This is a genomic window from Photobacterium kasasachensis (assembly GCF_050336885.1).
GTDB classification, from domain to species: domain Bacteria; phylum Pseudomonadota; class Gammaproteobacteria; order Enterobacterales; family Vibrionaceae; genus Photobacterium; species Photobacterium kasasachensis.
On the sequence record NZ_JAKJSH010000004.1, the window covers coordinates 982796 to 1003829 of the forward strand.

Annotated in this window: 18 protein-coding genes; 8 read left to right on the forward strand and 10 right to left on the reverse strand. The window is 48.0% G+C overall.

What is annotated here, in order from left to right; genetic code table 11:
- Nucleotides 1-132 precede the first annotated feature (132 nt).
- On the reverse strand, nucleotides 133-1701 hold the full coding sequence (locus tag L4D19_RS04100; protein WP_428451324.1) for a DHA2 family efflux MFS transporter permease subunit: 1569 nt from the start codon (nucleotides 1699-1701) through the stop codon (nucleotides 133-135).
- A 3-nt stretch (nucleotides 1702-1704) separates the two neighbouring features.
- A complete protein-coding gene (locus L4D19_RS04105) occupies nucleotides 1705-2772 on the reverse strand; it encodes an HlyD family secretion protein (protein WP_428451403.1) in 1068 nt (355 codons plus the stop codon).
- Between the two features lie 105 nt (nucleotides 2773-2877).
- Between L4D19_RS04105 and L4D19_RS04110 the strand changes: the two genes are divergently transcribed.
- Complete coding sequence (locus L4D19_RS04110) at nucleotides 2878-3798, forward strand: LysR family transcriptional regulator (protein ID WP_428451325.1); 921 nt, start codon at nucleotides 2878-2880, stop codon at nucleotides 3796-3798.
- Between the two features lie 28 nt (nucleotides 3799-3826).
- Here the strand turns inward: L4D19_RS04110 and L4D19_RS04115 are convergent, their stop codons facing one another.
- From L4D19_RS04115 to L4D19_RS04135, 5 genes are all read right to left on the reverse strand, one after another.
- The gene (locus L4D19_RS04115) at nucleotides 3827-4813 is read right to left on the reverse strand and encodes a DUF3187 family protein (protein ID WP_428451326.1); all 987 of its coding nucleotides are present in this window, start codon (nucleotides 4811-4813) and stop codon (nucleotides 3827-3829) included.
- Between the two features lie 317 nt (nucleotides 4814-5130).
- Nucleotides 5131-6708: a hypothetical protein gene (locus tag L4D19_RS04120; RefSeq protein WP_428451327.1), complete on the reverse strand. Its 1578-nt coding sequence runs from the start codon at nucleotides 6706-6708 to the stop codon at nucleotides 5131-5133.
- Between the two features lie 197 nt (nucleotides 6709-6905).
- Nucleotides 6906-8426: a hypothetical protein gene (locus L4D19_RS04125; RefSeq protein ID WP_428451328.1), complete on the reverse strand. Its 1521-nt coding sequence runs from the start codon at nucleotides 8424-8426 to the stop codon at nucleotides 6906-6908.
- Nucleotides 8427-8595: 169 nt separating this feature from the next.
- Nucleotides 8596-9822 (reverse strand): DUF3179 domain-containing (seleno)protein, encoded by a 1227-nt coding sequence (locus L4D19_RS04130; protein ID WP_428451329.1) that lies wholly within the window; start codon nucleotides 9820-9822, stop codon nucleotides 8596-8598.
- Between the two features lie 113 nt (nucleotides 9823-9935).
- On the reverse strand, nucleotides 9936-10844 hold the full coding sequence (locus tag L4D19_RS04135; protein ID WP_428451330.1) for a LysR family transcriptional regulator: 909 nt from the start codon (nucleotides 10842-10844) through the stop codon (nucleotides 9936-9938).
- Between the two features lie 137 nt (nucleotides 10845-10981).
- Here L4D19_RS04135 and L4D19_RS04140 point away from each other — a divergent pair, with 137 nt between their 5' ends.
- Complete coding sequence (locus tag L4D19_RS04140; RefSeq protein ID WP_428451331.1) at nucleotides 10982-11932, forward strand: M23 family metallopeptidase; 951 nt, start codon at nucleotides 10982-10984, stop codon at nucleotides 11930-11932.
- A gap of 8 nt (nucleotides 11933-11940) precedes the next feature.
- On the forward strand, nucleotides 11941-12276 hold the full coding sequence (locus L4D19_RS04145) for a bactofilin family protein (protein WP_428451404.1): 336 nt from the start codon (nucleotides 11941-11943) through the stop codon (nucleotides 12274-12276).
- Nucleotides 12277-12459: 183 nt separating this feature from the next.
- Here the strand turns inward: L4D19_RS04145 and dpaL are convergent, their stop codons facing one another.
- The 3 genes from dpaL to L4D19_RS04160 all read right to left on the reverse strand — a co-directional run bounded on the left by dpaL (nucleotide 12460) and on the right by L4D19_RS04160 (nucleotide 14805).
- Complete coding sequence (gene dpaL, locus L4D19_RS04150) at nucleotides 12460-13647, reverse strand: diaminopropionate ammonia-lyase (protein WP_428451332.1); 1188 nt, start codon at nucleotides 13645-13647, stop codon at nucleotides 12460-12462.
- A gap of 69 nt (nucleotides 13648-13716) precedes the next feature.
- A complete protein-coding gene (locus tag L4D19_RS04155; RefSeq protein ID WP_160657614.1) occupies nucleotides 13717-14103 on the reverse strand; it encodes a RidA family protein in 387 nt (128 codons plus the stop codon).
- A gap of 24 nt (nucleotides 14104-14127) precedes the next feature.
- The gene (locus L4D19_RS04160; protein ID WP_075764350.1) at nucleotides 14128-14805 is read right to left on the reverse strand and encodes a helix-turn-helix transcriptional regulator; all 678 of its coding nucleotides are present in this window, start codon (nucleotides 14803-14805) and stop codon (nucleotides 14128-14130) included.
- Between the two features lie 349 nt (nucleotides 14806-15154).
- On the opposite strand from L4D19_RS04160, the gene L4D19_RS04165 reads away from it, so the two are divergent.
- The 5 genes from L4D19_RS04165 (at nucleotide 15155) to L4D19_RS04185 (ending at nucleotide 20406) form a co-directional block, all read left to right on the forward strand.
- Nucleotides 15155-16321 (forward strand): M24 family metallopeptidase, encoded by a 1167-nt coding sequence (locus L4D19_RS04165; protein WP_428451333.1) that lies wholly within the window; start codon nucleotides 15155-15157, stop codon nucleotides 16319-16321.
- A gap of 71 nt (nucleotides 16322-16392) precedes the next feature.
- The gene (locus L4D19_RS04170; protein ID WP_428451405.1) at nucleotides 16393-17163 is read left to right on the forward strand and encodes a maleate cis-trans isomerase family protein; all 771 of its coding nucleotides are present in this window, start codon (nucleotides 16393-16395) and stop codon (nucleotides 17161-17163) included.
- Between the two features lie 22 nt (nucleotides 17164-17185).
- Nucleotides 17186-18139: a DMT family transporter gene (locus tag L4D19_RS04175; protein WP_428451334.1), complete on the forward strand. Its 954-nt coding sequence runs from the start codon at nucleotides 17186-17188 to the stop codon at nucleotides 18137-18139.
- Nucleotides 18140-18219: 80 nt separating this feature from the next.
- The gene (locus tag L4D19_RS04180) at nucleotides 18220-19197 is read left to right on the forward strand and encodes a DMT family transporter (protein WP_428451335.1); all 978 of its coding nucleotides are present in this window, start codon (nucleotides 18220-18222) and stop codon (nucleotides 19195-19197) included.
- Between the two features lie 54 nt (nucleotides 19198-19251).
- Nucleotides 19252-20406 (forward strand): M20 aminoacylase family protein, encoded by a 1155-nt coding sequence (locus L4D19_RS04185; protein ID WP_428451336.1) that lies wholly within the window; start codon nucleotides 19252-19254, stop codon nucleotides 20404-20406.
- Nucleotides 20407-21034 lie beyond the last annotated feature (628 nt).

Here is a 21034-nt window from a genome sequence, read left to right on the forward strand (position 1 = left end):
TCCGGGATATCTTTGGCTACATCATTGATGTTAATACTAAACAGCAGCCTGGCAACCAGTGAGGCCTGTTTGAAAAAGACATGACAATATGGCTACAGGCTTCACTGGGGTACATTTGGGAGGAGTTGATGCTTAGCTCTTTGAGCCAAGCATCAGGACGGCGGCTAGTGCTAAAAAGGCACTCATCATCAGAAAGGCGTCGTTGTAGGCCATGATGGCAGCATCACGTTGCATTGTTGCCACCAGGGATGCCTGGGCTTGTACCATGGCCGTGCCAGAGTCGCTACCTGCCTGGACAAAGTAGCTGCTTTGCTGCAACAGCTGCTGCCAGGCGTTGGAGCTGACGCTGGGTATCGATTCTTTGATATGTGCGAGATGTTCGCGAGTTTTGTTGTCGAGCATTGTCGCGATAATCGCAATACTGAACGCACCACCGAGATTTCGCATCACATTGGTCAGTGTCGATGCGTCCGGTGTGTCTGCCTTGCTGATCCCCTGCATGGCGACCAGTGACAACGGCACCATGATAAAAGGGCTGCCGATAGCACGAAGCAGCATCGAAAAAATCAGCTGTTGCCCGCCAAAATCAACGCTCATGTGAGTGTTGACATAGCAGCTTAGCCCAAACATCACGAAGCCAAATGTCACCAGGTACTTCGGCTTGAATATGTTCGTCAGTTTTGGCACCAGCGGAAAAATCAACAGCTGCGGAAAGCCCATCCACATCAGGATCTCGCCGATCTCCAGTGCGTTGTAGTGTTGAATCTGTGTCAGGTAGAGCGGCAGCACATATATCGAACCGAGTAGAGCCATGCCCAGGATCAAATAGGCCAGGCAAGACATGGCGAACTGTCCGTTTTTAAGCAGGCGCAAATTGACCAGCGGCTTCTTGTGTTGCAGCTCATTGATCACAAAATACACTAGGCTGACTGCCGAAATGATTGACAGTGTGACGATAAAGTCGGAGCAAAACCACTCTTCTCGGTTGCCGTCTTCCAGTACCACCTCCAGACATCCCAGGCCAAGCGCCATGGTGATGATTCCAACCCAATCGGCTCTTAGCAGGCTCTGAATATTGAGAGGTTCATCGTCCAAGCCGTAGCGTACCATGGTGATCAGCAATATGGCCGGCGGAATATTGATGTAGAAAATGTAGTGCCAGGATAAGTTTTCTGTTAGCCAGCCGCCGAGCGTTGGACCAATAGACGGGGCAAAGGTTGCAGTAACTCCGAACATTGCCATACCTATCGCCCGCTTATGGATTGGCAGCAGCTGTACCACCAGCGAAAATGCCAGCGGGATCAATGCCCCGCCACTAAAGCCCTGCAGCGCTCTGAACATGATCATTGAGGTCATGTTCCATGATATGGAGCACAGTAGTGAAGACAGGGTAAAGATTACCGTTGTCCACGTAAGATAGCGACGTTTCCCCAACGCCATGGATAGCCAGCCGCTCAATGGGATCGCAATCATTTCTGCGACCAGATAAGAGGTTGAGATCCATGAGCTCTCGTCCAGAGTGGCTGACAATGCACCCTGAATATCTTTTAGCGAAGAGTTGGTGATCTGGATATCTAAAATAGCCATGAATGCACCAATCAGCCCGCCGATCAAGGCTATCCAGTGGCGGCGAGGTACCTGATCCTGAGCTGTCTCTTTAGCCTGTGATGGCAGCTCACTGAGGGTGTCTGACGTACTCATGTGCTAGCCTCGGGTATCGACAGTGGCAACAACAGATAGCCCCGGGATTAATCGGCCCTGGAGCTGGGCTGGATCGGCGATGGTAATTTTTACAGGTACCCGCTGAACGATTTTGGTGAAGTTACCTGTGGCGTTCTCTGGGGGCAGCAAGGCAAACTTAGCACCTGTTGCCGGAGAAAAGCTGTCAACAATTCCTTCCAGTGGCTGGCCGGGAAACGCATCCAGCTCGACTTTGACTCTTTGTCCTTGATGGATCTCTGCCAGCTGAGTTTCTTTGAAGTTGGCCTCAATCCATACATCCGAAGTAGGAACCAGACTCATCAACGGCATGCCTGGCTGGACATATAAGCCCACACGCAGGCTACGCTTGCCGACGATCCCGTCAACAGGCGCGTAAATGTTGGTGTAACTTAAGTTGAGTTGTGCCTGCTCAAGCTGGACATTGGCTTCGTCGACAGAGGCTTCTGCCTGTACGATTTGGCTGGCAATCACAGCCAACTGATCTTTGGCGGCTTGATAGCTGGCGGACGCCTCGTCGAACTGGGCTTTGGTCACTTTCAGGTGTGAAGTGGCGCTATCGAGCTCATCTTGTGAGGAGTAGTTACGTTTGAGCAGGCTTTGGGTGCGGTTAACTTGCTGTTGCGCCCGTTCATATTCGGCACTGGCTGATGCGATCTGGCTTTCTGACTGACGGATCTTGGTCTTCTGTAATTGCTGCTGGGCATTCAGGTTGTTTATAGCTGCCTGGCTGACAGCAAGGTTTGCCTCGGCTTTGTCACGGGCTGCAATAAAGTCCCTATCATCTATTTGGGCCAGTAGCTGGCCGGCTTTGACCGTTTGATTATCGATAACAAAAGAGTCGGTGATATAGCCGGAGATTTTGGGGCTGATGTTGGTGATATCGCCTTGAAGATAGGCATTGTCCGTCGATTCGAAGTACTGTCCGTAGCTAAACCAATACCCCCCGGCACCAAGACCCAGGGCCAGCATGATGAAGGTTGCGATCAGCGGCGCTTTGCTCTTCTTGTGTTGTGGGGTATCTGTCATGGAGGCCTCTATTGATGATGTGATTAATTGAGATTTTTTTGTGTTACAAAGTGTAAGCGAGAATGATTAGTTGATTGGATAGGAAAAAAAGGAAACACTGTTGCAGAAATCTAATTAATTGGTGGCAGAATGGACCTCAATACCGTTGCTATTTTCTCTCAAGTTGTTGAATGTGGAAGCTTTACCCAAGCTGCGGAAATGTTGGATTTAACTAAGTCGACAGTAAGCCGTAAAGTGGCTGAGCTTGAACAACATTTAGGTGTGCGCTTGATCACGCGCTCGACCCGGAGTCTGACCCTGACGCCAGAAGGGGAAGCTTTCTATCAGTCATGCCTGCAGATGCTTGAAATTTTGGGGCAGGCCGAGCTGGAGGTCACGGCTAATCAGGATTTGATCAGAGGACGGCTGAACGTGGTGATGCCCGTTGAGCTAGGACAGAAGGTCTTTGGTCCTTACATCAACGACTTTCTAAAACTGTACCCCAATGTCACCGTACACTTTGAACTGACCAACCGTGAAGTGGATATCATAGGGGAAGGTATTGACTTGTATGCCCAGGTAGGTGAGGTCTCTGATTCCAGTATGGTTGCCCGCCCTTTTTATACGACAAAGCGAGTGATGGCAGCCAGTCCGGACTATCTCGCGCAGTATGGACCGATCACGACTCCCGCTGATCTTAAAGCGCCCCATCAGCAGGTGAAAATTTACAATAAGGCTGTAAAGATGCCCAACTGGCATTTGATGCAAGCCGACAATGAAATCTATATTGATTTACCTTACCGGCTGAGGGTCAATACCATCACAGCTTCGCTAATGGCTTGTCTGGATGGTTTGGGCGTTGCCATGTTGCCTGAGTTTCTCTGTCGCGAACATTTTGCTGCTGGCAGGCTAGTGCAATTGCTGCCTGACTGGGAAATGCCTCATGCCCCCATTAGCTTTGTCTATCCGCAGCGTAAGCTGCTCCCTAAACGGCTACGGATCTTCATCGACTACCTGATAGAGCGTTTCGAGCGCGATCTGGAGAATATGCTAAACAAGGAAAAGATTTAGCTAATGACGGCAGAGTTTACAATGTAAATCAGAAACGGTGTCGATAGCCGAGGGTAAAGGCAATATCGGTACTGTTATCCATATTAAAGACATTTTCGATCATCGAGAACTCAATGGCGCTACGCTTCATGTGGTAACGATAGCCGAGCAGAATTTCATTGGACGGCTTGGACAGATCGGAAGCGGCATCGGTCGCCCCTTCATAGATATGGTACTCAGCAAGTAGCCGGTGCTTTTCCGTTAACTGGAACTGATAGCCGGCACCGAACGACAGGGCCACTGAGTTATAGGGGATATTACCAAGTACCTCGTCGTCATTGCGATATGACAGGCCAAGCATACTGTAAAACATGTGCCTGTCACGTCGATAGCTGTAATTGAGCTGCATCGCCTGCTCAAAGTTGCTGGTTGCAAACGGACCGCTTGGTACATAGTTGTAGTACAGTGAGCCGCCGATCGATAAGCCGTGTCGTTTGGTTTCCAGTAACTGGTAGCTGGTGTAGAAGGTCAGCGCACTGCCGAGGGTTTCGCGGTTGAAGTCATGTATTTCGACACCGTACTGGGGAACCGAAATATCAAAAGAGTGTTTGCCTACTTCATCGCGCCCGTTTTGGCTGATACCAAATACGTCATGAAAGGCGGAGGTCAAACTGTCCAGATGGTTGTTGGCAGAAAACCGGTAGGTGTAGTCGAGCTCGACGAGCCATTTGCTATTGATCTGCCACTGGCCGCCAACGGATATGGCATTCTGGTAATAGTCGGCGTTGTATTCATCGGTATGTGCCCAGACACTGGCAATGGTCCCGGTAGTATAGACCTCTACGGTTCCGGGCTGGTAGCTAAAGCCGCTGCGCACAAGTGGTGTCAGACTATTCGACTGGATGGGAGATTGGGCGTACGTTCTCAACGGTCCGTAGTCATCAAACCGGGTAATACTTTCTGCGGTTGCATAGCCGGAGCCAAAGAGTGCCGTAACCCCAGATAAAGTGTATAGCGTGATACTGCGTGTATTCATCACAATGCCATTTTGTCTCTGTTGTTATTATTGGTGTAAATAGTTGATAGGTATCTTGTATAACCTAACTTGCCTGACCACTTTCTGAATCAGTCTGAAATAGCAATGAAATAGATACCTTTACCGCAGAGCAGGGTCGACGAATTCTTCGGTAACTCATCTTGATTGTAGTGAAATGTGTTAGAAAGTGGCTGTTCAGTATTGCAACCTTTTCTTACCTTCGAGAAAGGGGGGAGGGGAAGACTGATGTTCCATTCGAAAGGAGAAATCAGGAGCCATTATCCACGGCTCCTGCTCGTATTGGGGGGATCAAGACGCTAGGGAATGAGAAGTGTCGGTTTCGCTTCATAGGAGAGAGCGAAGTCAATTTCCCAGCTCATGCCATTCATATTGAGACGACCGTCAGGTACGCCGTCCAAACCGGGCTGGCCGGTATCGGCAACTTCCCACTGTTGAGTTCGTGGCGAGGTGAGATTGCTGAAATTATCTCCCTGGCTGCCATCGTCGAGCGTATAGATATAGTGCCGGTTATCGAGTTTGGCGGCACCATAAACTCTGACGCTATGTCCGCCTGTCCAATCACCGTCGACATCATACCAACTAAACAGAATCGTCACTGCCCGGCCCTGTACAAGCTCGTTGAACATCCACTCCCAGGTTGGGTTGAGCCCTTCTCTCTGCGAAGTGATTCCGTTCATGATGACAGTACCGTTGTCGCAGTCGGCACCGCTCCCCAGTGTTATTGAGCCGCTGCCCTGATGGCGAAACTCTGTGGTGTCGAAAGCACCGGATACAGGGTCGGCCAGATAGCCAAACACGCCCCGGATGAGTCCGCAAAAGGTGGTATAGCTGCCGCTATCTAAATCGAGTACACCTGCGCGCCGGCCGTAGCTGTCGATGTTGGCAACCAGGCTGTTTTCAGGCACCGGTTCCCAGATAAGTACATCTCCGGCCGAAGACACTTTCCCGATACCGCGAATATGAAGCTGCGGAAAGCGCCATGCCAGAGGCAGGTTATCGTATCTGTCTTCCAGGTATTGCAGTGCATTGGCATGAGCCATCGGCACGCACTGGTTACGGCCAGCATCAAGGTTGGGTTGGTCGGCTTGAATGACTTGGATTGGAAACAGCAAGTCATCCGGTAGTCCCGGCGCAGGGGTAACTGGCTGAGGCGGGCGTCCCAATGACAGGGAGCTAGGGATGGTTGATGAGATAGGGCTGACTCTGCCATCGACATGGCCAGCTCCTTCAGCGTTGATGATGATAGGGCTTACGCTAAAAGTTTGTGGTGGAAAACGTTTGGCGAACTGGGCCACATCTTCAATCGTTGGCAATGGCTGCGGTGAGAACAGAACGGTAGCACGCATTCGCCGCAGGCTGCCCTGGCCATCTTTACCGGGACGCAAGTCAAAATAGGCTGACATCTCTGGTTCTGGCGTATTGGGCTGACGACGAGAAATTGTGGCAGATGATCCTCGTCCAGGCTGGGTAAACTGCCTATTGTCGGCATGCTTTATCGTTACTGTTTTTCTGCGGTCATTACTATTCGAATCTGCGGGGGAAGATACAAATAGATTACTGATTGCCCAGACGGCTTCCCCGCCGCGGTTTTGAGGGTAGGTAAAAACATTGACATAACCCGTGCCGAGCGGCTTACCCCGGCGATCGGTCAGCTTTGTCGGTTTGACTCTGAACTGACCCCAGTCACTGTTGCTGATAGGGCCTATAACCAGATCAAAATTGACCTGATCAAAGAAAATGGCGTTGGAACCTGAGTGTAGTTGAGTAACAGGCAATCGCTCTGAAGGTGAAGAATTGCGGTGTGTGGCGCTCGCTGCGCTGGAATACAGCAGTGAGAACAACAAGGTGATAAGTATACCTTGGTAGATTTTCATGGTCAGACTCTCGGGAACATTCGATAGGTGTGGGCACCATCCTATGCCCATACAATCATTGTTAACTCAAACCCTTAGTGAACGGCACCCACTCCTTTGACTATGCTGTTTCAAGTATAGTTAGGGGGGATGCCGGGTATTTCTTATTTACTCAAAATACCCAGTAGGGAGTAGTACTGGTCGTTTGGGGATAACGGCTAAGGCTTTTGAAAGAGCGGGCTTAACATATCGGCATCATCGAAGTGCCTCTCACCAATAAAGGCAGTAGCATGGTGGCCTATCTGGCGCATTGTACCCGGCGATTTGACACCAAACGGCCATAGATACCAGCGTTCCAGCCGGGTGCTGGCCATCAGCATTCCTTGTTCGTCAAACAGACTTTTTTGTTGGTTTTTCCGTAACGGCAGGCTGCGCAACTGCTGGTAGTCGAGGAAATTGAGCTGACGTGGCAGAGCACTGTTCTGAACCCAGCGTAAGCCTTTCATCATATGATCCCCCTTAGAGACAGTGACCTGCAGAGTTGCTGCATCGGGCCTTGGATTAACATGCATGGTGATCGGTGCCTCGATGCGGGTATTTCGTTTTGTGAACTTGAGCTGTGTATCCAGGGCAAAAATCATATGGTAGCAGCCGCAGTGGTGAATACTGTCGAGGATGTAGGGTCTTCCCCGGCTATCGAGGGTCAGTCTGACAAGGAGTCCGTCGAATTGACCGGCATAAGGATCGATCGCGGAGGTTGCTGTCCGGTTGGCAAACCAGAGGCTGTACTCTAGCTGCAATAGGATCTGGCCGTGAAACCGGGTATAGCTGTGGTTGGTATACAGCGTCGGCTTGCTGGTATTTACATAAGGTTGGCCACCAGAGTGGTATGCCACCTGACCAGGCTTATCATCGAGCGATGCTGATTCGATGAGAAACTCTGGTGCATAATGTGCCGATAGCTGAGCGACTTGATACTCGGTAAGCAGGGGCCATCCCAGATGAGATTGTTGTCTGGTGCGCTCGAACCAGGACTGAATTTCCTCCGAGGAGAGTTGAGAAGGCGTGCTTGCAGCAGCATAACTGATGGTGTACTCATCCAGGGGAGAAATAAAGCCACTGATAATTCGTTTCTTTTCGGTATCAATGGCAGGGGTTGCCAGTGACTTGCTGATAGGATAAAGGCCAACAACCCGTTGCCAGTTTTGATAGTTAGACTGAATATGAGGCGGATATTGGCGTAACTGGTGCCAAAACTGACGGTCACTGAGTGTAGTGTGGGTGAGTTGTCGTGCGCATTTATCGTTGTGTTCAATATCGAAACCGGCTTTATTGGCGAGGTTTTGGTGCTCAACCTTTCTCTGAACGGAAGCCAGCCGGGCAACATACTGTAGCCATTGTTCTTTGCTTTGCTGTGATGTGAGATCCGATATGAGCGAGAGACTGAAGCGATCGAAGGCAAGGTGCGGGTAACGCGGAACCCAGAGGTGTTGCACATCCTGTACACCTTGTTGCTGAACTATCCGTTTGAAGTCGACTAACTGAAAGGCACAATTTTGTACTGAAGAGGGATAGTATCGAAGCTGGTCGGAAACGCTATCCGGTATGGGTTCTGGCAGGCTGGTACATGAAACGGCAGTGAGGCTGATGATGATCAGAGCCAGTATGCGCAAGGTAATGGCCCGTAGAACGGCTATACGTCGAGCGATATATTCCAGAGCGGTAAACTGCCAGACCATTAATTGCCAACCTTCTTATTGCATAAGTAACAGTTAAAGACTTTCTTCTGTATTAGTTTTAGCATGATTTGGCTTGCTCGAGAGCAAAGCGGGATCGGTATGAGTGTTAATCTGAAAGAAAAAAGCAATGACCGAGGCGGTCATTGCTTTTATTGATGGAAGGGGAGGGTTATACCCGGTTGATGTCGGTCTCCGGGAAGAAGTTCGCCCAGATGATCCAGTAGGCACCGGCCTTGACGGTTTCAACTCGAGGCAGTTTGCCGTTTGGAGTCTGACCGTAGAAATCGATCTCGGTGACAGCTTCTCCCGTTGTATTGTAGAAAATACCCAGGCTTTTGAACTCGTTGTCGTAGCTGATAACAATTTCTTTTCCGCCAACCGTTGCGTTAACAGGTTTGGTATGAGATTTCACGAAGTCGACAGTGTATGCCACATAGTCGTCACCCACATTTAGGCCATAGACAGTTTCTTTAGTCGGAAGACGAGGATCGACGTGCTTGATGGTCGGGAAGGTAGGGTCGACACTGGTGGCCTGATCTTCAATGGCATGATTGAAAATTAGCTCCATAATTGGATCGTAGATCGCCAAGAATGGGTTTTCCCAGAATGACGCCTTCATATCATCAACCAGATAGTCGTTAACAAATACTTCGCCTTCAGGGAAAGCTTTGGCAAATTTCTCAAATGGCATTCGGTAAGTTGGCCACTCTCGCATTTTCGTATCAGCATTATTGTTGCGGTCGGTTTCTTTCTGTCCCCAAAGTTGCTGAATAGGCTCGCCGCTATGCTTATCGTACATGACCAAGTTGTTTTCCAACTGGTTCATTGGTGCCAGATCGAGCTGTTGACCGTTGATTTCGGGTGTATAGGCCATTCCCAGGTTAGTTAGGCCGCAGTAGGTCATGACGACGTTTTCGCCACCGAGCTCGCCTTTACCGGCAACATGCGGGCGCAGCAACTGCTTGTCGGAATGTGCCCGCGCTTTACCGTTGATTTCAAGAACAATCACGCTCTCATTAGGGGCGTAATATTTGGTTGCTTGCTCCACAGACAGAAATACGCCGTTATCCATCCGGGCGCGCATCATAATGTGTGGGTTAATCATGCCGCTGTAGAAATTGAAACAGAACAGCAAGGAAAGGAAAATTAAGGGTTTGTTGTTGATGATGTCGCGTTGCTTGAATTTAAAATAAAGAACGGCAAGAAAAGCGGCCAAGCCGACAAATGCAAGTAGGTAGCGGTTATACCAAACCCACATCGTGCTTTCCCTCGGTGACTGGATAAACCACTGGCTGATATCCGCCAAGTCTTTAAACAGGAAACCAACACAGATCTGGGCCAGAATCATACAGGCCCAGAAAATGCTTTTGGAGTGTTTTTTGATAATGTCTTTCATCGTTTGATTCACTCTGGTAGTACTGATGGAGTGAGTCTAAAACGGGCGTATTTGAGGAAAAACCGGTCTTCGTGGAATGCACTGTGCCATTAAATGGCATAATAAAAGTAATGTTATTTGATGCCATTCTCGATCGAATCGATCCTTGCCTGCAGGAGCATCTCAACTTCATCAAGCAGCAGTTTTACCTTGTTGGGCACATAGCGTCGGGAGTGGTAGACACCGTATAAGTCCTGTTGAAAGGCGTATTGGCCGTCAAATAGCTTAACGAGCTTGTTAGCCGCAATCTCGTTGCTTACCATGATCGTCGGCAGGCAACATATGCCCTGGCCAGCGACGGCCAGCGCCCTTAATACATAGGGAGAGTCTACACAGCACTTATGGTTTAGCGGCAATTCTCGCTGGTGGAAACGCCAAGCCATTGCCTTGGGGTTGCCTTGGGTCAGGGCCAGGGCCAGGGTTGATAGGTGCTGGAGGTCTGCGGGCGTGTTGGGTATACCATGAGCGGCCAGATAGCACGGGCTGGCAAAGTAGTCATAGTTTAGGGTTGCCAGGGGACGGGCAATAAACGAAGAATCCGGCTGCTCGCCAATATTGAGCTGTAAATCAAACCGTTTCTCGGCCATCAGGTGTTGCGGCTGAGAGTCAGAATGTAAATTTAGCGAGATGTCTGGATAATCCTGGCAGAACTGGGCGACATGATCGACACAGAGTTCAAGAATGCAGTCAGGGGCGTAGACGGTCAGTTTTCCCGAGTAGTCCCCCTGTTTCTGGGCGATTTCTTTTTCGGTGGTCTCGACTTCCTGCAGTATTTGCTGTGCCTTGTGAAAAAAAGCTTCGCCGACTTCGGTGAGATGAAGACGGCGGGTCGTTCGTTCCAGTAACCGGGTTTTCAGGCTTTGCTCCAGGTCTCGGATACGGCGACTGACTGTCGACTTGGGGAGCTCGCAATAGTCGGCAGCTTTGGTAAAACTGCCTTGCTCAACCACTTTTACAAACAGTTCCATATCATCCAGTTTCACGCGATCAACTCTCAGCTACCTAAACGGTAAATACTATCACAACGAAACAATTGCAGATCAATAGGCAGGCTCCCTTAAGAGATTGTCGAAGCTGTCGCTTATGAATTAATAAGGCCAGCTGCTAAACATACAATGACATGAAGGATCGTATCACTATTTCGGTATCCACGATAAATGGCTCCGAATACTTCTATCTAGGAAAGACGAAACAGAAAGCTGTTCGCTGGGCTGTCGCTTCATTGTCGGTCGCTTCGTTACTGATTGCTGGCACAGTCGTATACCTTCTCAATGAGGTCGAGTTTTCGAGGACTAAGCAAGCAGAGCTGGAGAGCTTGTCCTTTTCGTTAAACCAGGACCTCAATGCGTTAGAGCTAATGAGAAAGAAGCTTGAACACGATCTGGATGACCGGGAAAACCAACTGATCACGGTGTCTGAACGATTGGGAAGCCTGGAGAACATGCTTGGCGTAAATGCCGATGGCGATATGCAGTTGGAATCCCGTTTGGATGTGGCAGAGCTCAATTCGGCAGTCCGAGTAGCTATTCTTAAGAGCTTACCCAACGGAGCCCCTGTTAAAAATGCCAGGCAGTCATCTCAATTTGGCGTACGTATACACCCGGTAACAGGTACTAAACGCTTACACCGAGGGTTAGATTTTGCGGTGAATATCGGTACGCCAATTTATGCGCCTGCTGACGGGGTTGTTGCGACGGTACGACCAAACAATAAAGGGTCGGGAAACTTCCTGCGCTTGCAGCACTCTTTTGGTTTTACGTCGTCATATTCCCACCTGCAGAAGTTTGCTGTAAGAAGCGGTGCATTTGTTAGCAAGGGAGACTTGATTGGGTATTCCGGTAATTCAGGTTTGTCATCAGGCCCGCATTTGCATTATGAAGTCCGTTTTATTGGTAGGGCGCTAGATCCTCGCCCGTTTGTCGAATGGGATATAAACAATTTTGAATCTATTTTTGAAAAAGAGAAAAAAGTTAAATGGGCATCTTTAACAAACAAAGTAAAGCAACAGGTCAGCATGCAACTACAACTGTCATCGCAAAGGGATGTAACATCACTGGCGAGCTCCAGCTAGCGTGCGATATTCAGGTTGATGGCATTATCGAAGGTAAGCTTCGGATTGACAAAAACTTAGTGGTTAGCAAGTCAGGGCGCATTAAAGGTGAGATTTATGCCGATAAAATCATTGTGAATGGGCTTATCGAAGGGACCTGTTACGCCAATGCCATTGAAATCATCGAGAGCGGTAAAATTTCAGGCACTATTTACTGTGATAACTTAAGTATCGAGCAAGGCGGCAAGTTCTTTGGCAGTACCCATCCAGCAGAAAAAGAGCAAGTTGTAGAGCTGTCACCGAGAGATAAGGCAGAGACAAAACCGTTAAAGAAGCCGGTAGATAAAAAAGCCAGTAACGAGTGATGATTCACCAGGTTGCTTGGGGAAGGCGCAATGAGAGATATCATGAAATAGACATGATGGGCTAGATGTAATGAGACAGTTGTAATGAAGCAATACCAACAAAATACCCCTCTAAACTTGTCATTTAGAGGGGGTATATTTTGTCAATTAGCCTATCAAGCTAATGATATATTTTGATTATTCTTAGTCGTTCAGAGGCAGTTTGCCTTCCCAGACGATCTGGCGGTAACGCTCGGCGTTGGTATCGCCTTCGGTGCTGAAAATCATGACCACAGCATCCTGGTCAAGACCAAGGTCCTGCGCCACTTTCTGCCCTTCAGGGTGATTTGCCAGCAGGTGTAGAAGACCCATGGTAATTGCGCCTGACTCACCGCTGGTGATAGCCTGGTCGCCTTTTTGCGGGTTACCGAGAATACGCATACCAGTTGCGGCAACATTATCGTCAACAGAGACAAATACGTCGCTACAGTCACGTAGGATTGGCCAAGTAACAGGGTTTGGTTCGCCGCAGGCCAAGCCGGCCATGATGGAGTTGAGATCACCGGTTACGTTGACCATGCTGCCGTCTTCGCTTGAGCCAGAGCGGAAGATGCAGTCAGCGGCACTTGGTTCGGCAATAATGGTTTTAAAGTTCTCTGCGCCCAGTTTGTCGGCCAGGAAGCCAAGAACACCGCCAGCCATTGCGCCTACACCAGCTTGAAGCATTACGTGAGTTGGCAGGCCTTCAGGCATAGTTCCCGCTTGTTCAATAGCTTCGTCTGCCATTGTCATGTAGCCCTGCGAAATCCATGTTGGGATCTTGTCGTAACCTTCCCACGCTGTATCTTGTACTAGCATCCAGCCATTTTCTTCGGCGGTTTTGTTGGCAAGACGAACAGTATCGTCATAGTTAACGTCAGTAACGATACACTCGGCACCCAGTCCCTTGATACGGTTAACACTGGCTTGTGCAGAGCCTTTCGGCATATATACAACCGCTTTCTGACCCATTTCACGAGCAGCCCATGCGACGCCTGTGCCGTGGTTACCGGCAGTTGCAGTGGTAAATACCAGTGGTTTTTCTAGCTTCGAAGCAACCGTTTTCAGGTCGATCTCGGCAATATCCATTTCCAGATGTTCAGCCAGTAGTCTGCCCAGGGCATATGAACCGCCCAGTACCTTAAATGCGTTTAGACCAAAACGGTGAGACTCATCTTTGACCAAAATAGCTTTTACGCCAAGTTTGGCGGCAAGTTGAGGCAATGAAACCAAAGGAGTTGGCTGGTAACCCTCAATTTGACGATGGAATTCGCGGGTACGTTGCGCGATTTCTGTCGTGAACAGTGAACAGGTTTCACCGGTATAGAACTGGTTATTAGAGACTTTAAGCATAATCATCACTTCGAAAGGGGCAGAACAGGGACTAGGCCACCGTCGGCGACGGCTGGCCTCACTTCGTTATTACTGGTGGATAAAAGCGACAGCTTCTACTTCAACCAGTGCATCTTTAGGCAAACGTGCAGCTTCGACACATGAACGGGCTGGCGCGTTCTCGGTACCAAATACTTCTGTGTATACTTCGTTGAATGCAGCGAAGTTTTCCATATCAGACAGAAAACACGTTGTTTTTAGCACAGAATCCAATGAAGCACCGCTCTCTTCCAGCACTGCCTTTAGGTTTTCCAGCGACTTACGAGCCTGTTCCTTGATGCCTCCCTCAACAAAAGCCATTGTTTTCGGGTCTAGCGGTAGTTGGCCAGAGGTGAAAACCATGTCTTTGAATGCCGTACCTTGTGAGTATGGACCAATTGCTGCAGGGGCTAGATCTGTGTGGATTTTTGTCTTCATTATTTTTCTCTTTTATCTCTGTTATTACGATTTGAATTCGCGGATATATTTATAAACTGCATGGCGAGTGATCCCGAGTCGCTCGGAAACCATGGCTGTCGCCTCTTTTAATTCAAATATCCCGTTTTCAAGTAATAGCTTGGTTATCGCTTTGTTTTTACCTTTCAAGTTAACCGAAGTGTCACTTTCAATTTCTTGAATAGCATGATCAAGCGCTTGCTCAATCACATCGGTTGCACATGAACTGAAATTTTCATTAACAGCGACGTGGGAGTTCGCCATGTCGGGCATTAATGTTTTGATTATTTCCGGGAAGGGATGGGACAGGTTCATATTGATACAAAACAATCCAATCGGCTTTCCGTTTTCACCTGCCAGTACGCAGGTCGTTGATTTCAGTAAAGAGCCGTCTTTGCTCGTCGTGAAATAGCTTTTCGGTGTTACCTCGCCCGTCTTTTCGATCAGGCTGAGCATTTTTAGCCCGAGATCAGTTATCGGGGAGCCAACTTTACGACCTGTGTGGTGGCCGTTGACGATCTTGACGACTGATTTCTCCAGGCTTTCAAATGAGTGAATCACAACCTCGCAATGAGGACCGATAAAATCAGCAATGGTGTCGGCTAACCGAAAGTAAGTAACCAAGAACTCTCTGTCTTTGTCGGTAAATTCTGCATTAAACGATGCATATGCTGTAGTTTTCATTTATGACCACAATAGTGAACTGAGACTGTTAACTATTTTGTTCCTCAGTTGCCAAGAAAGCAAGGCTAAAATCAACTTTGTGTAACTATAAAACTATAAATTGCGATATCAGGCAACTGTAAAGTTAACTGATGGGAACTAAAATTGACTCAAATCATAAAAAAACCCAAATTTAACCTCAAATAGTGCACTAAAGTTAACTGCGCGACATAGGTCACATTATTTAACTCAATATTCAGTAAGATGCACCACAGTAACGTAAACAATATTGAACTGTGTGGCGGTTACCGTTCACTTCTGTGCCCTACAGCCTTACCACACAGCCATGACAATAAAGGAAGAGGTCGTAATGACTAACTATTTACAACGTGGTTTTGAAACGTCTGAATTTGAACATAGAACAGCACGTGCACAGAAAGTCATGCATGAGATGAAGCTCGATGCGATGATTTTCACAACTGAGCCGAATGTTCGTTACTTTACTGGGTTCCATACTCAGTTCTGGCATAGCCCAACTCGTCCTTGGTTTGTCGTGGTTCCTGCCGAAGGTAAGCCAATCGCTATCATCCCTGAAATTGGTGCAAGTGGCATGGCTGGCACTTGGGTGGAAAACATCATCACCTGGCCGTCACCGCGTCCAGAGGATGACGGGATCAGTCTGGTGGCCAGTGCCCTGAATTCGCTGCCATGCCGTCACGGTCGAGTCGGTGCGACATTGGGCATTGAGTCTCACTTGCGCATGCCGGTGAATAACTACCTGAAGCTGACAACCATGGTGAAAAAAGAGTTTGTCGATGTGTCATTAGCGATGCATGAGCTGCGCCAGATTAAGTCACAGGCAGAAATTGAGAAGACTCGCGAAATCTGCCGCATCACCAATGTTGGCTTCAATAAAATCCCTGATTATGCCCGCTCCGGCATGACTGAGCGTGAGATTTGTAAGCAGTTCCGTATCGATATGCTGCTGGAAGGTGCCGATGAATGTCCTTACATCATTGCCGGTTCAGGTCCTGACGGTTACGACAGCATCATTATGGGCCCGACAGATCGCGTTATTGAAGAGGGCGACGTGCTGATCATTGATACCGGTGCGGTTCGTGATGGTTATTTCTCTGACTTTGACCGTAACTGGGCATTCGGCAGTGCCAGCGAAGAGACTAAAGCAGCATACCGTGCAACTTATGAAGCAACGACTAAGGGCTTTGAAGCGGCACGCCCTGGAGCAACCACCACTGACATCTACAACGCAATGTGGAAGGTGTTAGAGGCAAATGGTGCACTGGGCAACGATGTTGGCCGCCTAGGCCATGGCCTGGGAATGGAGCTGACCGAGCGTCCATCCAACACGGCGACTGACAACACGGTTCTGAAACCGGGCATGGTGATGACTCTTGAGCCAGGTATGGTGTATGCACCTGGTAAGTCAATGGTTCATGAAGAGAACATCGTGATCACCGAAGACGGTGCAGAGTGGCTGAGCGAGCGTGCTGAGCCTGAGCTAATTGTTATCTCATAAGCTCAATTCTATGCCATGCCGAGGTGTTCGGCATGGCAACCAAGCAACATAACTATAAAAAGATCAGAATCATGCAAACGATTGAAGAATTCCAGAAGTTTGAAACTCCACTTACTCATGTACAGTCTCCGCGTATTGATCGTGTTCACATTGGTCTTGTCCAGCTAAGTACTGACCACTCCCTAGAGATGGACTGGGCAAAACTACTTGGTACTCAGGCCGGTGTATTTAGCTCCCGTGTTTATTACAGCAGCGAAATGACGCCTGAAGCCTTGGATCAGATTGCGACCGGTATCAGCGATGCGTCAGATTTGATTGCGACAGGTTTGCCAATGGATGTGATGGCTTTCGGTTGTACCTCGGCCTCTATCATTATCGGTGAGGAAAAGGTTGCCAACCTGCTGACCAAAAATCGCGGTGATATCCCTGCTACCAACCCATGGACCGCAGCCCAGGCCGCATTCAAGCACCTAGGCGCCAAGAAAATTGCCGTTTTCTCTCCATATCCGACAGACGTGAATTTCCCTCTGTATCAGCAGCTGACCAACGCCGGCTTCGAGGTTGTTGTCCTTGGCTCGCTGGGAATTGAAAAAGATACAGATATTACAACAGTTTCTAAAGAGTCCATGCTTGAGGCTCTAGACAAGATCCTACCAGATTCGGGGGCCGATTTAGTCTTTATGTCGTGCACCAATTTACGCGTCCTCGACCATATTCAGGAAATTGAAGACAAGTTTGATATTCCCGTTGTTTGCAGCAATTCAGCAATGTTCTGGCATGCGATGCATCTGACTGGAAAAGCAGCGCAGTGTCCAGGTTACGGACGTCTATTAAACCAATAAGTGTAGAAGAAAGGATTAGATCATGAGTAACACAGTGAAGGGTTGGATTGCAGCGATCTTTATCGGATTGCTCTGGGGTATACCGTGGATTGTCGGTACACCTATTATGGAAGTGATGGATGCGCAGGTACTGGTATGGGTTCGTTATACCGTTGCTTTCATTACTTTGGGTATTGTCTTTAATGTTGGTCTATCAACCGGCAAGATGAAGAAAAAGGCAGACTTCAAGTTAACGTGGGATAACCGCAGTGATGTGTTCTGGGCTGCGGCCTGTGGCATCGTTGGTCAGGGTGCCTTTAGTTACCTGTCGTTCCTGTCACTAGATTATATTACGGCTTCAGAAAATGGCGTTATTCAAGGCCTGATCCCAATCTTGATCCTGACCGTCGGCTTCTTCCGCCACAATGCCCGCTTCACCATGCTACAAATGCTGGCTGCTGTCGGCGCATTTGTCGGTGTTGCCATCTTGGTTATGGATCCGAACTCGGAAACAAATGGTTTCAACATCGGTCACCTTATCTGTCTTGGTAGTGCTGCAAGCTTCTCTTGCACAGCTTATGCTCGTGCGAAACTGGCTGAAAAATACGGCTCTGTTGCAACCATGTTCCACCAGTTCATTTTCGCCTCTATCGGCTTTGGTGTTTATCTGATGTTCTCAGGTGCTGATTTCTCTTCTGCGCTGGGTATCTTCAGCTCGCCGCTACGTATGCTATGTATCGTTATTCTTGGTGTTGGTATCTCAGGTACAAGTTACCTTGTGTACATCTACGCAATGGAGCGTGTTGGTGTTGACGGTACCGGTATGGCGTTGAACCTGATGCCTCTGTCTTCGTTTGTACTGGCTGTCTTTGCACTGGGTGAAGCGGTAACGCCGATGCGCTTACTTGCGATGGCTGTGGTTGTTGTTTCTATGATGCTATTTATGAAGTTCGCTCATAAAGAAACAGCGGCAGAACCAAAAACTGTAACTGAATAAAAGAAATAAAACATGAGGCAGTACATATTGTGTACTGCCTGTTTTCATGAATAAAAATAATGATTTTGTAGGCATGTATCATGAATATGACTAAAAAAGATATATTCTTGGGGTGGGTTGCTGCAATCGCGGTAGCCGTAATTTGGGGTGTTACCGGGGTTGTATCTAAGCCGTTGTCGATGGCGGTTGATCCAATGACACTGGTGTTTTTCCGTTATGTAACAGCTGTAATCGGCCTTTCTATTATCTTTTTCTTTACTTCTCGCAGTGAAAGCCTCAGTAAAGATTTAGGCTCCTCTTTACAGATTGAGAAAAAGGATTACCTGAAAATTGCGCTGTGCGGGATAGTTGGTCAAGGTGTATTTTCGCTGTTTAACTTCCTCTCTTTATCTCACATTGGCGCAACAGAGAATGGTGTTATTCAGGGGATGCAGCCATTTGCAACTGTCTTCTTTGGCATGATGTTCATGAACTTTAAAATGAACAAAATCCAATGGGGTGCATTTATTGCGTCAGCTATTTGTATTTATGCCATGAGTGTTGGCCCGACTAATACGATTGAAGGCGGTACGCCGCTATTGGGCTATGTGTATGTCACATGCTCTATGTTGGCACTTGCCTGGACGGCACACTTGCGTGCAAGTTTGGCGGACAAGTATGGTTCTGTTGTTTCGATGCTTTATCAGTACATCTCTGTCGCAGTTCTGGGAATTATTGTGGTATTCGCAATGGGGCTGGACCTTTCCCAAATTACCATCATTATGTCTAGTCCGTTGTTAATTGGCTTATTGATCTTCTTGGGTACAGGTATTTCTGGAGGTAGTTACCTGATTCAATTATTTGCTTTCAAACGTATTGGCGTGGAAAAAGCAACCATGGCACTGAACTTGATGCCGCTAGTGGGTTACCTGGTAGCTGTGGTTACACTTGGTGAACAAATGGCGCTGGGTAAAACTATTATTGTTTCTCTCATTGTTGTAGCGCTATATGTGTTCACCAAATTTGAAACAACTGAACCAGAAACTGAAGAAGAAACGCTTAAACCTCAAGAAGCTTAATTAATAGATGCGCAGCGGCAAAGTACTGCTGCGCGATTTTGTCGGAGAAGAATAATGACCATCGAACAGAACGTTATCAACTGGCGTCATCACCTGCATAAACATCCTGAGTTTGGTACGGAAGAGTATAAAACGTCAGAGTTTGTGACCAAGAAACTGGAAGAGTTCGGACTTGAGGTTCATTGCGGTATTGGTGGAACAGGCGTCGTTGGAATTCTGAAGTGTGGCGAAAGCGATCGTTCAATTGGCTTGCGAGCGGATATGGATGCATTACGCATTTGTGAGGCAAACACCTTTGATCATGCCTCAGTACATGAAGGTGCTATGCATGCCTGCGGTCATGATGGCCATACGGCTATGCTTCTTGGTGCGGCATACCAGTTAGCTCAAAGCAAAAACTTTGATGGTACAGTATATTTTATCTTTCAGCCTGATGAAGAGCGTGGCACGGGTGCCAAAGCCATGATTGAAGATGGTTTGTTCACACGCTGGAAGATGGATGCTATTTATGCCATGCACAATTTACCGGGGATCCCTGAGGGGCAGATAGTAACGAGACCTGGCTCTCTGATGGCCAGCGAAAGCAGCTTTGAGATTGATGTTATCGCAACCGGTGGCCATGCTGCGATGCCGCACATGGGGACCGATCCGATTGTCGTCGGGGCACAGATTGTTACGGCCATGCAGACGATAGTCTCGCGTAATTTGAGCGCGATTAATGAAACTGCGGTTATTTCAGTTACTGAGTTTGCAACAAACGGCACTGTGAATGTTATTCCTTCTCAGGTGAAAATTACCGGCGATACCCGTAGTTATACGGATGAAGCGTTGCATAAGATAGAAAAAGCCATTGAACGTGTTGCTGCAGGGCAGTGTATGTCGGCAGGCGTAGACTACAAATACCACTTCAATAACAGCTTCCTGTCTACTATCAATGCGCCGGAAGAGACTGTTCACGCTATTAAGGCTGCCGAGGCTGTTGTTGGGGCCGACAACGTGAATGGAAACTGTGAGCCGTTTACGATCAGCGAGGACTTCTCTTTCATGCTGCGCGAAGTGAAAGGGTGCTATATCCTGGTAGGTAATGGCCAGGGAGAATGTGGTGGTACTGCGCTTCATAACCCATATTATGACTTTAACGATAATATTCTGATGACAGGTGTTAACTACTGGCAGACGCTGGTTGAGCAGCAGTTAAATAAAGGCTAAGCCTTAACAGCTCAGTACTCCTTTCCTGAAATCTATCGGCAGCAGTTTGTAAATAGACAAACTGCTGCCTGTATTTGGTGTTAGATAACTATACCCAAGCTACCTCAAGATGCAGGATTCAGAGTGAGACCAGCGAGTTCAGTTCAAGGAAAATAACGGTAGGAATGGTAGCCCCTTTCAACGCTATTTGACACAGAAATGGGCTCGCTGGCTCACTCCCAAAGGGCGAGTTTACTTGGCTTCTATGCGTTGTTACCGATTATTAATTTAGAGCCACTAGATTTTCTAATCGGTGCCTAGCCTACAAGCCAAGTAATTCTCGCTGAAACGAGCATCTTGAGGTAGTTTGGGTATATTCGTCATTCGTGGGCATAGCTAATCTTACAGTTAGTTATGTCTTTTTTGATATAAGCAGTTTCAGTACAACTCGAAAAGTTATTTTTAACAGTGAGAACTTTCTCATAGATATATATCGCGCGCAGTGGTTATTACGGTGGTATTTCTAGTGTATTGATAAGTAGATGGAGGTTGTTTTGAAATTCCTAAAAAACGGGTTGTTTTCATTTATGCTCAACCTTAAATGTTTTTTCCACCTTTCTTATCCAATGCTGCAGCTCCTCAGTGCTAT

Coding starts and splice junctions, on each gene's coding strand:
- L4D19_RS04100 (WP_428451324.1), bottom strand. CDS start 1,701: ATGAGTACGTCAGACACCCTCAGTGAGCTGCCATCACAGGCTAAAGAG.
- L4D19_RS04110 (WP_428451325.1), top strand. CDS start 2,878: ATGGACCTCAATACCGTTGCTATTTTCTCTCAAGTTGTTGAATGTGGA.
- L4D19_RS04115 (WP_428451326.1), bottom strand. CDS start 4,813: ATGAATACACGCAGTATCACGCTATACACTTTATCTGGGGTTACGGCA.
- L4D19_RS04120 (WP_428451327.1), bottom strand. CDS start 6,708: ATGAAAATCTACCAAGGTATACTTATCACCTTGTTGTTCTCACTGCTG.
- L4D19_RS04125 (WP_428451328.1), bottom strand. CDS start 8,426: ATGGTCTGGCAGTTTACCGCTCTGGAATATATCGCTCGACGTATAGCC.
- L4D19_RS04130 (WP_428451329.1), bottom strand. CDS start 9,822: ATGAAAGACATTATCAAAAAACACTCCAAAAGCATTTTCTGGGCCTGT.
- L4D19_RS04140 (WP_428451331.1), top strand. CDS start 10,982: ATGAAGGATCGTATCACTATTTCGGTATCCACGATAAATGGCTCCGAA.
- dpaL (WP_428451332.1), bottom strand. CDS start 13,647: ATGCTTAAAGTCTCTAATAACCAGTTCTATACCGGTGAAACCTGTTCA.
- L4D19_RS04155 (WP_160657614.1), bottom strand. CDS start 14,103: ATGAAGACAAAAATCCACACAGATCTAGCCCCTGCAGCAATTGGTCCA.
- L4D19_RS04160 (WP_075764350.1), bottom strand. CDS start 14,805: ATGAAAACTACAGCATATGCATCGTTTAATGCAGAATTTACCGACAAA.
- L4D19_RS04165 (WP_428451333.1), top strand. CDS start 15,155: ATGACTAACTATTTACAACGTGGTTTTGAAACGTCTGAATTTGAACAT.
- L4D19_RS04170 (WP_428451405.1), top strand. CDS start 16,393: ATGCAAACGATTGAAGAATTCCAGAAGTTTGAAACTCCACTTACTCAT.
- L4D19_RS04175 (WP_428451334.1), top strand. CDS start 17,186: ATGAGTAACACAGTGAAGGGTTGGATTGCAGCGATCTTTATCGGATTG.
- L4D19_RS04180 (WP_428451335.1), top strand. CDS start 18,220: ATGAATATGACTAAAAAAGATATATTCTTGGGGTGGGTTGCTGCAATC.
- L4D19_RS04185 (WP_428451336.1), top strand. CDS start 19,252: ATGACCATCGAACAGAACGTTATCAACTGGCGTCATCACCTGCATAAA.